Annotated in this window: 11 protein-coding genes; all 11 read left to right on the top strand. The window is 61.9% G+C overall.

What is annotated here, in order from left to right; all coding sequences use genetic code 11:
- Window positions 1–241: 241 nt before the first annotated feature.
- The 11 genes from NATGR_RS07030 to NATGR_RS06980 all read left to right on the top strand — a co-directional run bounded on the left by NATGR_RS07030 (window position 242) and on the right by NATGR_RS06980 (window position 14,207).
- The gene (locus NATGR_RS07030) at window positions 242–2,035 is read left to right on the top strand and encodes an ABC transporter substrate-binding protein (RefSeq protein WP_049887778.1); all 1,794 of its coding nucleotides are present in this window, start codon (window positions 242–244) and stop codon (window positions 2,033–2,035) included.
- Window positions 2,036–2,191: 156 nt separating this feature from the next.
- Entirely contained in the window at window positions 2,192–3,268 is a 1,077-nt protein-coding gene (locus NATGR_RS07025) for an ABC transporter permease (protein ID WP_005578984.1), read from the top strand.
- Window positions 3,265–4,989 (top strand): ABC transporter permease, encoded by a 1,725-nt coding sequence (locus NATGR_RS07020; RefSeq protein ID WP_005578986.1) that lies wholly within the window; start codon window positions 3,265–3,267, stop codon window positions 4,987–4,989. The genes NATGR_RS07025 and NATGR_RS07020 overlap by 4 nt, the downstream gene beginning before the upstream one ends.
- Window positions 4,989–6,371 (top strand): oligopeptide/dipeptide ABC transporter ATP-binding protein, encoded by a 1,383-nt coding sequence (locus NATGR_RS07015; RefSeq protein ID WP_015233423.1) that lies wholly within the window; start codon window positions 4,989–4,991, stop codon window positions 6,369–6,371. The genes NATGR_RS07020 and NATGR_RS07015 overlap by 1 nt, the downstream gene beginning before the upstream one ends.
- Window positions 6,368–7,687, top strand: a complete 1,320-nt coding sequence (locus NATGR_RS07010) for an ABC transporter ATP-binding protein (RefSeq protein WP_005578991.1) — start codon at window positions 6,368–6,370, stop codon at window positions 7,685–7,687. The genes NATGR_RS07015 and NATGR_RS07010 overlap by 4 nt, the downstream gene beginning before the upstream one ends.
- A 6-nt stretch (window positions 7,688–7,693) precedes the next feature.
- A complete protein-coding gene (locus tag NATGR_RS07005) occupies window positions 7,694–8,110 on the top strand; it encodes a DUF7555 family protein (RefSeq protein ID WP_015233422.1) in 417 nt (138 codons plus the stop codon).
- Between the two features lie 442 nt (window positions 8,111–8,552).
- Window positions 8,553–9,104, top strand: a complete 552-nt coding sequence (locus NATGR_RS07000; RefSeq protein WP_005578996.1) for a DUF7529 family protein — start codon at window positions 8,553–8,555, stop codon at window positions 9,102–9,104.
- 214 nt (window positions 9,105–9,318) lie between these two features.
- A complete protein-coding gene (locus NATGR_RS06995; RefSeq protein ID WP_005579000.1) occupies window positions 9,319–10,983 on the top strand; it encodes an ABC transporter substrate-binding protein in 1,665 nt (554 codons plus the stop codon).
- Between the two features lie 70 nt (window positions 10,984–11,053).
- The gene (locus NATGR_RS06990; RefSeq protein ID WP_005579002.1) at window positions 11,054–12,052 is read left to right on the top strand and encodes an ABC transporter permease; all 999 of its coding nucleotides are present in this window, start codon (window positions 11,054–11,056) and stop codon (window positions 12,050–12,052) included.
- A gap of 2 nt (window positions 12,053–12,054) precedes the next feature.
- Window positions 12,055–13,050 carry an ABC transporter permease gene (locus NATGR_RS06985; protein ID WP_005579004.1) on the top strand — a complete coding sequence of 332 codons (996 nt, stop codon included), beginning with the start codon at window positions 12,055–12,057 and terminating at the stop codon, window positions 13,048–13,050.
- Between the two features lie 2 nt (window positions 13,051–13,052).
- On the top strand, window positions 13,053–14,207 hold the full coding sequence (locus NATGR_RS06980; protein ID WP_005579006.1) for an ABC transporter ATP-binding protein: 1,155 nt from the start codon (window positions 13,053–13,055) through the stop codon (window positions 14,205–14,207).
- Window positions 14,208–14,216 lie beyond the last annotated feature (9 nt).

The raw sequence follows: 14,216 nt of genomic DNA, 5'->3' as shown, positions 1-14,216 counted from the left end.
CCGAAGCTTGCGAGTGTCTGCCAGGAACCACGCCAATCGTTTCAATTAGAGTGAATTTTAGAAATTCATTGAACTCGGCTGGGCATTAATCACATGATGAAAATGAGCAGATAAGCTAAGTGATGGTAGAAGTCCAATTCATCGCCGCTACAGGTTCCAACAGGCATGATTCCGAGAGTAACGGCTGGATAAAGAAGTAACGATGGATTTACCTGCGGCTTCGGTAAAGGGAAACTGTATCATGATGGATGGAGACGAACTGGAACGACGTTCGTTCCTCAAAGCGACTGGTGGGGCTGCTGGTGCGCTAGCGCTTGCCGGCTGTGTTGGGGAAGAACCGGGCGACGATGACGACGACGGGGTAGAGGGCGGTCAGGACGGGGTTCTCAACCTCGTTAACGCGACGATAACGTCGCTCGACCCGATTCAATCGACTGACACCGCCTCCGGTCGTGTCGTTCGCCAGATTTTCGAGTCGCTGACGCACTTCCCGAACGGGACGACGGACCTCGAGACCCGCCTCGCGGACGGCTACGAACTCTCCGACGACGGACTAACCTACACGTTCGACATCAAGGAAGGCGTCCAGTTCCACAACGGTGACGAACTGACCGCCCACGACTTCGTGTACTCGTTTCGGCGACTCGCCGAGTCGCCCAACAGCGAACGTGGCAACTTCATCGTAGGAGACTCCTCGTTTCTCAACGTCGACGCCGAGTTCGACGAAAGCGGCGACGTCGAGCCCGAGAGCCTCGCGGTCGAAGCCGTCGACGACTACACACTCGAAATCACTCTCGTGACGCCAGCGCCGGACGCACTCGAGATCCTCGCCTACGACTCGTTTACCGTCGTACCGGAGGGTCTCGTCGGCGACATCGAGGGCTACGACGGCGAGATCGATCAGAGCGAGTTCTCCTCGGAGCGCCCGGTCGGAACTGGACCGTTCGAGTTCGAAAAGTGGGAGCCAGACGCCGAGGTAGAGGTCACTCGTTTCGACGACTATCACGGCAGCGTCGCCAACGTCGACGGCGTCCACTGGGCGGTCTTCGAGGACGACGAGGCCGAGTACACCTACGCGGTCGAGGGCAACGCCGACATGTTCAACCTTCCGACCGCGCAGTACGATGCGAGCCTGATCGATGCCGAGACTGACGAACGCGGCCGTGAGGTCGGCACCTACGGCCCACTCGAGAACGGTGACACCGTCGATTACGTCGGCGTCCCACAACTCAGTACGTTCTACTTCGGATTCAACGTATCGTCGGTGCCACTCGAGGTTCGACAGGCGGTCGCCTACGTTCTCGACCGTGAGGTGCTGATCCAGACGCTCTTCGAGGGTCGTGGTGACGAAGCATACACGTTCACGCCGCCCGGCATGTGGCCCGGCGGTGCCGACGCCTACGAAGCGTTCCTCGAAGAGTACCCCTACAGCCGTGACGAGGCAAACCGCGATGCGGCCCGCGATGTCCTCGAAGACGCCGGATACACCGACGACGAGCCCTACGAGCTGACGTTGACTACCTACGAGTCGGACGTCTTCCAGGAAGCGGGTCGGCAGCTTCGCGACCAACTTGCCGGTCTCGGCGTCGACCTCAACCTCGAGGAAGCACCGTTTGCGACGCTACAGGAACGTGGCGAGAACGGTGATCTCGAGTTCTTCTCGATGGGGTGGACCTGGAACTGGCCGGACCCCGGTTACGGGATGTTCGGGTTCGAGCCGGAGAACACCGACACGTCCCGTATGCCCGAGGAGACCACCGGGTTCTACCTCGACTGGCACGAGTCCGACACCGACGCGGCCCAGACTGCTCAGGACGCCTGGGAACGCATCCAGGCGCATCCCGACCCCGACGACGCGGACGTCCGCAACGAGGGCTACGTCGAAATGGAGGAAGCGATCTGGGAGGACATGGTCTGTATGCCACTGCACCACGAACTCGCCGAGCAGTTCTACTACGACCACGTCGACGCCGAGCCCTTCGGTGCGATGGGCGACTACCTCCAGGTCTTCAACGAAGTCACGCTGGACCAGTAAGACGGGACGACGAATGACGAGACTCGTCGGCAGCAACAAACCACTCGGCCGTCAGCTCGTCGCTGGCGGTCGGTTCCAGTCATCTCGCTACAAATAGAGCCATATGAAACCTAGATTGGATTTACTCGAACCGAGACGAAACGGAGGTGAGATCCAGTGAGCCGCTGGCGATATCTCCTGCGCCGGATTCTGTTGTCGATCCCGGTCATCGTTTTCGGCCTGACGATCACGTTTATCATCATCCGGATGGGACCGATCGACCCAGTTTCGGCTATACTGGGCCAAGACGCAGGACCGGGACAACGAGTACAGATCGAGCAACGACTCGGGCTGGATCGGCCGCTATGGGAGCAGTACTTCGAGTTCATGTCGAACATGCTGCTGCCGTGGTCGTTCGACCTCGGTCAGTCCTGGGTCGTCCAACCGAACACCGACGTCACGACGCTGCTTCGCAGTTACGCGCCGCGAACGCTGTGGCTCGGCTTCTGGTCCGTGCTGATCCCACTTTTCATCGGGATTCCGCTCGGCTTCTATGCCGGCCTCAACTCGAACACGTGGGGCGACTACGTCGCCTCGTTCGGCGGCATCATCTGGCGAGCGATGCCGAACTTCTGGCTGGCGATCATGTTCCTGGCGTTCCTTCGCCAAACCGAGCAGTTCCTGTTCGGACTCGACTGGCACACGTTTATCGTCGAGATCGACAGCCTCGTCGGGCCGCCACCGCTTGATTTCTTCGCGGTGACCGACTGGGCCACCGTCGGCGTCGTGAGCATCCCGATCGGGATCTACTTCTCGTTCGAGACGTTCCTGGCGTCGGTCAAGCAAGTGTTGCCAGCGGCGATCGTGCTGGGATCGGCGTCGATGGGTAACGAGTTGCGTATCGGCCGTACGGCAGTGCTCGAGACGATCAACTCCAACTACGTCGAGACGGCGAAAGCGAAGGGACTGCGGGATCGAGTGATCGTCTGGAAACACGTCTTCCGGAACGCGTTGATCCCGCTCGTGCCGATCATCACCAACGAGGCGTTTATCCTGCTCGGCGGGTCGGTCATCGTCGAATACATCTTCGGTATCAACGGTATCGGCTACCTGTTCTTCCAGGCTGCCACCCAGGGTGACCTCCCGCTTGTCGGATCGCTGATGTTCGTCTTCATCATCATCATCGTCTCGATCAACATTCTCCAGGACGTGCTCTACACGATTCTGGATCCGCGCGTGGGGTATCAAGGATGAGTGTAGAAACCGAACTCGACGACAAGACGCTTCGCGATCGCATCGCAGAGAACCCGAAACCGGCAGCTCTCTGGCTCGCCGGACTGGCGGTTCTGCTCGTATTAGAGCTCGGGTCGATCGCGGCTGCCGTCCTCCGAGTCGGCGAAGTGACCCGGTTGACGATCGGTGGTATTGCGAGTGGACCGTCCTGGATGGCCGGCGTCGTCGCCGACTCGCTCGGACCGATCAGCGCCACGCTCGCCTTCGCAGTGACGGCCGTAGTGTTGCTCTCGATGGCCGGCGTACTCGTCAAGTGGCTGTTCGTCCCGTTCTCGATCGTCGACCGACTCGACATCGAACTCGGGACCGGCAAAGAAGACGTCCTCGAGGCGACGATCGTGACCGGACTCGTCGCTGTCGTCGTCGCAACACTGGTTGCGACGCCACTCGGGGCCGCAGTCGACGCCGTCGTCAGCGTTCTCAGTCAGGCCATCGAGTCCGTCAGCTCCCTCCAGACGCTGACCAGCCGCGAGACGATCCCGAACGAAGGCTACCAGCTGCCGGACGGTAGCTGGGAAGGCACCTGGCTCGGCCTCTCGCCTGCCGTGGCGTGGGCGGTTCGAGTCGTCGTCGTCTACGCCTACGCGTTCGTCCTCCTCGGCTGGTTATGGAAGGGGTACACGATCTTCCGCGAACACTACCGCGAGGCCGACTGGACGCCGCGTGACGACAGCATCAATCGATTCCGGAACCACTACTGGGGGCTGTTCGGACTGGTCGTCGTCGTCGCGTTCATCGTGATGGCGCTATGGGCACCCGCACTCGGTCCCACGCCCGCCGAAGCTGACATCTACCAGCCGTACGAACACGAACTCGAGTACTACGACGAGGGACTCGAGGAGGTTGCGGCGATCACCTACGGCGAGGCGAACCTCGATACACGCTCCGTCGGCGGTGACAGCAACGTCGGACTGATGAGCTACGATCAGTACGACAGGTTCCATCCGTTCGGGACGAACAACGACGGGAAAGACCTGTTTACTTTCCTGGCACACGGAGCGCAAGTGTCGCTTGTTATCGGTCTGCTCGCAACGGGACTGATGGCGGTGTTTGCGTCTGCGCTCGCGCTGATAACAGCCTACTACAAGGGACTGATCGACCTGATCACGGTCGTCACCAGCGACTCGATCATGTCGCTGCCGCGGTTCCTGGTCGTGTTGCTGCTGTCGGTGCTGTTCATGGAAGCCCAGCACCCGATAGCGACGATATACGATGGCGGGTTGCTACTGGCGTTGATCTTCGCGGCGACAGGCTGGCCACACCTCTGGCGTGCGGTGCGTGGGCCGGCACTACAGGTCGCCGAACAGGAGTGGATCGACGCCGCAAAGAGCTTCGGCCAGAGCCCGGTGACGACGATGAAGAAACACATGGCTCCCTACATCGCGGGGTACATGCTGGTCTACGCGTCGATGTATCTCGGTGGAATCATCATCGGCGTCGCCGCGCTCTCGTTCCTCGGATTCGGCGTTCAGCCGCCGACCCCCGAGTGGGGGCGTGCGGTCTACGAGGGACGGCCGTACGTCTCGACGGCGTCCTGGCACACCGCCACGATTCCCGGGATCATGGTCGTCCTCGTCGTCACCGCGTTCAACGCACTTGGTGACGGCATCCGCGACGCGATCGACCCCGAGAGCGACGCCGAAGCCGACGCTAGTTCCGGGGCTGCCGGAGGTGGTGGCTAATGTCTATGGAAGATCCGATCGAAGACGCAAGCGACGACGCGAGCACAGCGACCGAGCCGATCCTGACGATCCGGAACCTCCAGACCGCCTTCTTCACGGACAAGGAGGTCATCCGAGCCGTCGACGGCGTGAGCTTCGACATCGACGTCGGCGAAACCGTCGGTATCGTCGGAGAGAGCGGGTCCGGAAAGAGCGTCACGGCCCGCTCGATCATGGGTCTGATCGACTCCCCTGGCCGCGTTCTCGAGGGCAGTAGCATTCGCTACCATCACCCCGAGACGGTCGAACAGTTCGCCGAGGAGTTCGCGGACAATACGGTCGACCTCGCCGCCGTCCGCGACCGGTTCGATCCGGCAGACGTCCTCGAGAACCCGACGGTCGACGCCTCTATAGCGGAGTTCGCCGGGCCGGGCGAACCGGTGCCGTCGGTCGACGACCTCGACGTGACCGACGTCATCGACACCGGCTACGGCGAGGAACTCGGTCTGATCGACGAGGACGACTTCGTCTTCGTCGACAGCTCGAGCGACGATCGAACGGACAGCTACGTCGACGTCACTCGGACCAGCGGGGAGTCGCTGCGCAAGCTCCGTGGCGGGAACATCGCGATGGTGTTCCAGGACCCACTGACCAGCCTCAACCCGGTCTACACCGTCGGAAACCAGATCGAGGAGTCGCTACGACTCCACCAGGGCATCACCGGCAAGGAAGCGACCGAAGAGGCGATCGAACTGCTCGAGGCCGTCGGCATCCCCGACGCCCCGAAGCGCGTCTCGGAGTATCCCCACCAGTTCTCCGGTGGGATGCGCCAGCGTGCGGTGATCGCGATGGCGCTTGCCTGCGATCCGGAGATGTTGATCTGTGACGAGCCGACGACCGCACTCGACGTGACGATCCAGGCCCAGATCCTCGAACTGCTCGAGGATCTCCAGGAAGAACGGGACCTCGCGATCATGTTCATCACCCACGACATGGGCGTCATCGCGGAGGTCGCCGACCGGGTCAACGTCATGTACGCCGGCGAACTCATCGAGTCGGCCGACGTCGAGACGCTGTTTGCCGAACCTGCCCATCCGTACACGCAGGGACTGCTCGAGTCGATCCCGGGACGCCAGGTCGGTGAGGACCGACTCTCGACGATCGAGGGCGACGTTCCGACGCCGAACGAACCGGCGAGTTACTGCCGGTTCGCGCCGCGGTGTCCGAAGGCGTTCCAGGCGTGTGACCAGTTACATCCCGAGTCGGTCGTCGTCGACGAGGAGGAAGACCACCGTGTCTCGTGTCTCCTCTATCCGGAGCACGAACCGGAGTCTGAACGCATCGCAGTTCACGACCGGAAGAACGGAGCCGACGACGCGAACACGGGAGGTGAGAACCGATGAGCCAACAGGTATCCGAACGATCCGAATCGAGCGACCGGCACGGTGAGACGCTGATCGAAGTCGAGGACCTCAAGACCTACTACGAGGGGGACGGACTCCTCGGCGGCAAGCCGGTGAAGGCCGTCGACGGGGTCAACTTCGAGATTTCTCGAGGAGAGACTCTCGGGCTCGTCGGCGAGTCCGGCTGTGGGAAGACGACGCTCGGTCGCACCCTCATCCACCTAGAGGAAGCCACCGACGGCGAGATCCGCTTCGACGGCACCGACGTGACGAGACTCGGCGGTGCCGAACTGAAAGAGTGGCGGCGGAACGCCCAGATGGTGTTTCAGGACCCACAGTCGAGCCTGAACGACCGGATGACGGTCGGCGAGATCGTCAGGGAGCCACTCGACGTCCACGACTGGAAGACGCCGCGAGAACGGCGCGAACACGTCCGCGACCTGCTCGAGACTGTCGGCCTCCAGAAGGAACACTACTACCGGTATCCCCACCAGTTCTCCGGTGGGCAGCGCCAGCGGATCGGGATCGCCCGAGCACTCGCACTGGAACCGGATTTCGTCGTCCTCGACGAACCGGTGTCGGCTCTCGACGTCTCCGTGCAGGCGAAGGTCCTGAACCTGCTAGACGAACTCCAGGAGGAGTTCGGCCTCACGTATCTCTTTATCGCCCACGACCTGAGCGTCGTCCGGCACATCTGTGATCGTGTGGCCGTGATGTACCTGGGGAACGTCCTGGAAATCGGCCCAACCGAAGAACTGTTCCAGAATCCGGCGAACCCGTACACGCACGCTCTCCTGTCGGCGATTCCCGAACCCGACCCGACCGTCGAACGGGATCGAATCATCCTCAACGGGACGCCGCCGAGTCCGCGCGATCCGCCGTCGGGCTGTCCGTTCAGCACTCGCTGTCCGGCGAAGATCCGTCCCGACGCCTACGAAGACCTCGACGACGACGTCTGGGAAGCGATCAACCTCTTCCGTGTCCTGCTGGAAGAACGCACCCGCGCAGGACTGTCGATTCGGGACCGAGTCCGCGAATTCCGCGGGCAGAACGTGCGGTTCGAAAACATTACAGACGTTCGTGCCGAACTATTCGGCGATCTCGAGCTCCCGGCCGAGGTCGAACGGCACGTCGACCAGGTCCAAGAGTACGTGGCGGACAACGAGTTCGACCGCGCGCTCGAGCACCTCGCCGACGAGTTCGACAGCGTCTGCGACCGCGACGAGCCGTCTCCCTGTGAGGTCGGTGACGGTGGGCGAGCAAGTGCCTGCCATCGTCATCAGCCCGAGTACGCCCCACCAGAAGAGGAACTGTAGCCGAGCATGTCTCGACCGAGCCCGTCTACTGTCGGCTTGCTGCTCGTCGACGTCGTCGCGTACGCAGTCGTCTTCGCGACGCTCGTCGTCGTAGCGGTGACGCCAGTCGGCTACGTCGCCGGCGACGGCTGGACGGGTGTCAAAGTCGGACTGTTCCTCGTTGGGATGGCGTTTTTCGGCTACAGTAGCATCTGGCTGTGGCTCCAGTCGTCCCAACAAAAGTACGACGAGAAACGGGACTCGCGCTCGACCGTCTCTCGAGAACAGGAATCGCGACTCCAGACGGCACTCGACGACCGCTCCATCTATCCGACCGACTCCATCCCACCAGCAGTTCGAATTTCACCAGGAACCAAGCTGTTCGTCGGGAGCCTGATCGTCCTCGCCGTCTCGTTCGTCATGGAGACGAGGTTTGGCGTCTGAGACGGACCGCTGGCTCCGTTGAAATCCTTAGCCGATGATAGATGATGTGTGCTGACTCGATGGAACCGCTGCTGTACCCTATCACCGACTGATACGGACTGCTGTGCCGATGTCCCGGCGCGACCGCAGGAGCGCGCGGTCGCGCCGGAAACAACTGATACGGATTACTGTACCGATTTACCGGCGCAACCGCCGCCCGGGTCGCGGTTGTGCCGAAAATGACCTACAGTAAACCGTATGACAGCAAACCGTACGAGGGTTGCAACAAGGTCGGACCGCTGTAACCATGTCCCGCCGATCGCCAGAGACGGGGCCGACGATCGGCGGGAATCGAAGACAGTAGCCCAGACGAGACGGCGCGACAGAGTGGATCGTCGTGCGTCTCGAGTCTTCTCCGGTTCGAAGAGAAAAGTAAACCAGTGTGCCGCCACTGGGGGCTGATATGACCGACACTGGGAGCGACCACGAAACGCGCGGACGGCCGACCCCGGGCCAAGAAGCAGTAACGAACGCCTGGGAGCGAACGCTCGAGGATATGGACGCACTCGCCGAGCAGCGCGAGGAGCAGGGTTGGGATGTCGTCACTATCAGGGCCGGAACCACCACGCCGACTGCGCCGTCAAACAGTTCGGACGATCGGTTCGGGCCGTCGTTCATTGTCCCGGACGACGAGGCCGAGCAGTTCGAGGAGGCGTTCGAGCGCGGTGGGTTCCCGCTCTACGAGGTCTACCGGGAGACTGTCGACGACCGCGTTTTCCTCGTCGTCGAGTATCGTGATCCGGATGCAGAGACGGTGATTATGGTGGCCGGTCAGTACAGGCTTCGTGACGCGGCCGGAATGGCGACTGCGGCGATAGACGAAGACGCGATCTATACTCGCGTTCGGACGCTCGACGGGACGGTATGTGGTTCGTTCCAGCACGACGAGTACGAGAAGTTCGTCCCCGACGTCGAACGGGTCGCCAACTGGCACGACAGCGTCGACGGACGGTAGGTCGACGACTGGACTGGTCGCGCTCCAGAGTGGCTGACGGCCACCGTCGGGCCTCGTTCGACCATATCTGTGCACTGTTTTCCACTATTGGCTGGTAAGCCCCTGATCGGTTCGCGTAAACCGCTATTACTTGAGCGAGCGTTGGCGCGTAATGATCTCCACCCTCGTTTGGAAGGGGATAACAAAGAACGGACGGATGCCTATCCCGAGGACGATGGTAGACAAGTTACAGACTCGTCGACGGGTTCTCGCTTCTGGGGCGGCGGTCTCCGCGGCGACCATCGCAGGGTGCATTGGTGAGGACGCCGAGGGCGACGATGGTGGAGACGTCGCCGACATCAGCGAATACCAGTACGACAGAGAAGAGCCGGACGACGAAGACGCTGCACGCGAGAGTTCACTCGAGTTCCTCCAGCCCGCAGAACGCGACGAGGACTTCGACCCGGTCGTTTCCTTCGACTCCTACAGTATGCAGGTCGCGAACCTCGTGTTCGACGGCCTCTACGAGTGGGACGACGAAATGGGACTCGAGCCGAAGATCGCCGACGGGATGCCCGAGGAAGAAGACGACGGCGAGACCTACGTCTTCGAGATCCAGGACGGGATCGAGTTCCACAACGGCGACGAGGTGACCGCAGGAGACGTCGCTCACTCCTTTACCGCGCCGGTCGAGGAAGAGACCGAGAACGCGGCGACGTACGCGATGATCGAGTCGACAGAGGTCGTCGACGATCACACGCTCGAGGTCGCCCTCGAGCATCCCTACGGGCCGTTCACGCTGGTGACAATGGCGGTTCCCGTGGTGCCAGAAGACGTCCGAACCGAGGACCGAGACGAGTTCAACACGGATCCGATCGGTTCCGGTCCCTTCGAGTTCGTCGATTTCCAGTCCGGCGAGTACGTCGAACTCGAGCGGTGGGACGACTACTGGGACGAGCCCCAGCCGTACGTTGAGGAGATTCGTTTCGAGGACGCGCCGGACGACGCCAACCGTGTCGCACAGGTTCTCGCCGGTGACGCGGACGTTATCGATACTGTCCCGGCGACGGAGTGGGACGAGGTTGAAGGTGCAGACGACGTCCGCATCCACGGGAGCCGCAGCCCGTCCTACATGTACCTTGGATTCAATTGCAACGAGGGGGAGACGACCGATCCCGACGTGCGACGTGCCGTCTCTCACTCGTTTTCTATGCAGGCGTTCGTCGACGAACACCTCGGCCCCGCAGCAGCCCCACTGTCGAGTCCCATCCCCGAGATCACCAACGACGAAGGGGACTGGGACTTTCCCGTCGACGAGTGGGAAGAACAGATGCCGGAGTACGATCCCGACCAGGCAGAACAACTCCTCGAGGACGCGGGGGTTCCCGACGGCTGGGAGCCACGCATCATCGCTCCCGAAGGAGGCCCCCGCGAGGCGCTGGCCGAACGGATCGGCTCGCGGCTGACGGAGATCGGGTACGGTGCCGACGTTCAGGGAATGTCGTTTGCGACGCTGGTCGACACCTACACGACTGGGAATGCCGATGACTACGAGATGTACCTGCTCGGCTGGACCGGCGGACCCGATCCCGACGCGTACTTCTACAACCTCTTCCACGAGAGCCAGGAAGAGGTCGGACAGGGTCACTTCTACGAGGGCCAGGGTGAGTTCCACGACAACATCGTCGCCGCCAGGGAGAGTGCAGACCACGACGAGCGACGCGACCTGTACATCGAGCTTACCGAGGAGGTTCTCGAGTATCTCCCGGCGTTGCCGGCGTACTCGGAACACAATACGATGGCTGCCCGTGAAAACGTCAGGGACCTTCACGCGCATCCGGCTGTCAGCTACAATCCGCGTATCGTCTCCGACTACCAGAATACCTGGATCGAGGAGTGAGCCGGTGACGGGTTCGTTCCCTCTCGGCGAATCGACCGACGATCGCGACCACCGCACGTAGCTTTCCGTCATGGGACTTCTCCGCTATACGGTCTACCGGTTCATCCAGGCGATCCCCGTCCTGATCGGGATCTCCATTCTGACGTTCGTCCTCGCGAACCTGACGCCGGGGGACCCGGTCAGACTCATGCTCCAGGGGGTAGAGGCCGACCAGGAGATGATCGAACAGGTCGAGGCCCGGTACGGCCTCGACCGGCCAATGCACGAGCGGTACCTCGATTACATGGCCGGACTGGTTCAGGGAGACATGGGACATAGCTTCCACCGGAACCGTCCCGTCTCGGAGCTGATCGCCAGTCGGATCGGTCCGACGCTGTTGCTCGTCCTCTCGGCGTACGCGTTTGCACTCGTGACGTCGATTCCGCTGGGCATTCTCGCGGCCAAACGTCGAAACGAGCCGTTCGATCACGTCTCGCGGATCGTCGCCTTGCTCGGCGTGAGCACGCCCTCGTTCTGGATCGGGATCATGTTGATCCTGATTTTCGCGGTCCAGCTTGGATGGCTCCCGTCCGCCGACCTGGTCTACCCTTGGTGGTCGCCCGAAGCCTACGGACACGACGGCTACGTCGAACACCTCGTCGAGACGATCCGTCACCTGCTGTTGCCGATGATCGCACTCGGCACCTTGCAGATGGCGACGCTGATGCGCGTCGAGCGAACCCAGATGATCGAGTCCCTGCAAGGTGAGTACGTCAAACTCGCTCGAGCCTACGGCGTGCCCGAGCGGACGATCATGCGAAAGCACGCGTTTCAGGTCGCACAGCTACCGATTATCACGATCGTCGGCCTCAACTTATCGACGGCGCTCGGTGGTGCCGTCCTCATCGAGTTCGTGTTCAACATCAACGGGCTCGGACGGCTGTTCTACGATGCGATCGTCCAGCTCGACTACCAGCTGATTATGGGTATCACGATGATCATCGCGACGATGTTCGTGATCGGCGTCATCATCACCGACATCGCGTACGCGTACATCGATCCGCGCGTCACCTACGGGGAGGCCGAGTAACCATGGCAGTCGGAGAATCTCAGGTCGGAAGCGGCTCCGAACCGGAAACCAAGGAACTCCAGGCCGGCTGGCGAAACACCTTGCGGAAAGTCATGCAGGACACGACCGCACGGTGGGGGCTGTACGTCATCACGTTCGTGCTGGCGATCACGGCGTACACCCTCGTAGACGGGAACCTCTCGCGGCTCACGTTCGGGAACGTCTCGGACTTCGCCATGGCCGAAACCCTGCCGATATTCGAACACCCCGAACGGCTCCCGCCGCCGGGCGAGGCGGAAACGAACGTACCGCCAGCGTTCCATCCCGACGGGACCCTCGAGCATCCGCTCGGCACCGATCCGAACGGGCGAGACTACTTCACGCGGATCGTCTACGGTGCCCAGGTGTCCGTAAGCGTCGGGCTTGCAGCAACCTTCCTTGGACTGGTCGGTGGGACGATCATCGGCTCCGTCGCCGGCTACTACGGCGGCTGGGTAGACGACGTCCTGATGCGAGCGATCGAGACCGTTTACGCCATCCCGCCGCTGATCCTCATCATCGTCTTTACGGTGTTTGTCAGCGGAGGCAGCCCCGATGTCCAGTTCGCGATCGTCGGCGTCGGTATCGCGTTCATCCCGGTGTTCGCCCGGATCATACGCAGCGAAGTGCTATCGGTCCGCGAGATGGACTACATCGAGGCCGCTCGAGCGGCAGGGGTCAAAGACCGCAATATCATCCTGTACCACGTCATTCCGAACAGTTTCGCACCCGTGTTGGTCTACGCGACGCTGCAGATCGGCGTGACGATCCTGATCGTCGCCGGACTCTCGTTCCTGGGCTTTGGCGCACAGCCGCCGACGCCCGACTGGGGCGAGATGCTCCAGACCTCTCACGGCTACATGCACTCGAACGTCTGGCTGTCGATCTGGCCTGGGGTCGCGATCATGATCACCATCATGGGGTTCAACCTCTTCGGTGACGGGCTACAGGACGCGCTCGATCCACGGATCAACGACTGACTATGAGTTCCGAACCACTCCTTCGCGTCGAGAATCTCAAGACGCAGTTCTTCACGGACGCCGGTACAGTACGCGCAGTCGACGGCATCTCCTTCGAGGTCCACGAGGGCGAGATCGTGGGGCTGGTCGGCGAGTCAGGGGCTGGCAAAAGCGTCGCCTCGATGAGCCTCCTGCGACTCGTCGAGAATCCCGGCGAGATCGTCGGCGGCGAGATCACCTATCGGGGCGAGACGATATTCGGCCTCGAGGAGGGGCCGGACGGCGAACTTCGGGAACGGGAGGACATGCTTTCGAACGAGGAAGTCAGGACCCGGATTCGGGGCAACGAGATCGCGGTCATCTTCCAGGACCCGATGGAATCGCTCAATCCCGTCTTCACTGTCGGCGGCCAGTTACGGGAGTTCATCGAACTCAACCGCGACCTCTCGAGTGGGGAGGCACGCGAGGAGGCCGTCGACATGCTCCGGGAGGTCGGTATTCCCGATCCCGAAGAGCGGTACGACGAGTATCCACACCAGTTCTCCGGTGGGATGCGCCAGCGCGTGTTGATCGCGATGGCACTCGCTTGCGAGCCGAACCTTATTATCGCTGACGAGCCAACGACGGCGCTCGATGTCACCGTCGAGGGACAGATCATCGACCTCGTCGACGATCTTCAAGAGAAGTATGGGACGAGTTTCGTCTGGGTGACTCACGACATGGGTGTCGTCGCCGAGATTTGTGACCGCGTGAACGTGATGTACCTGGGTGAGATCGTCGAACAGGCACCGGTGGACGAATTGTTCTACGACACGAAACACCCCTACACCGAGGCGTTGCTCGACTCGATCCCTCGCCCCGACCGAACCGTCGGCGAACTCGACCCGATCGAGGGCGTAATGCCCGAAGCGATCAGCCCGCCGTCTGGTTGTCGGTTCCATCCGCGATGTCCCGACGCGAGGGAAGTCTGTCAGCGCGTCCACCCGGAGACGAAACCGGTCGCTGTTGCCGACGGCGAGCCACATCGGGCTGCCTGCGTCAAACACGACGCGTTCGACGTTGGCTACGACGAGAGCGTCCCCCTCGAGAAAGAGCCACAGACATCCTCCGAGAGCGAGACGGATGCGGCGGTTTCACCGGAGCCGGCCGAGACGAACGGAGGTGGAGAGAGTGAGTGACACACAGGA

The organism is Natronobacterium gregoryi SP2 (genome assembly GCF_000230715.2).
GTDB classification, from domain to species: domain Archaea; phylum Halobacteriota; class Halobacteria; order Halobacteriales; family Natrialbaceae; genus Natronobacterium; species Natronobacterium gregoryi.
The sequence above is the reverse complement of the archived record's forward strand: the minus strand, read 5'-3'. Positions and strand labels throughout refer to the sequence as shown.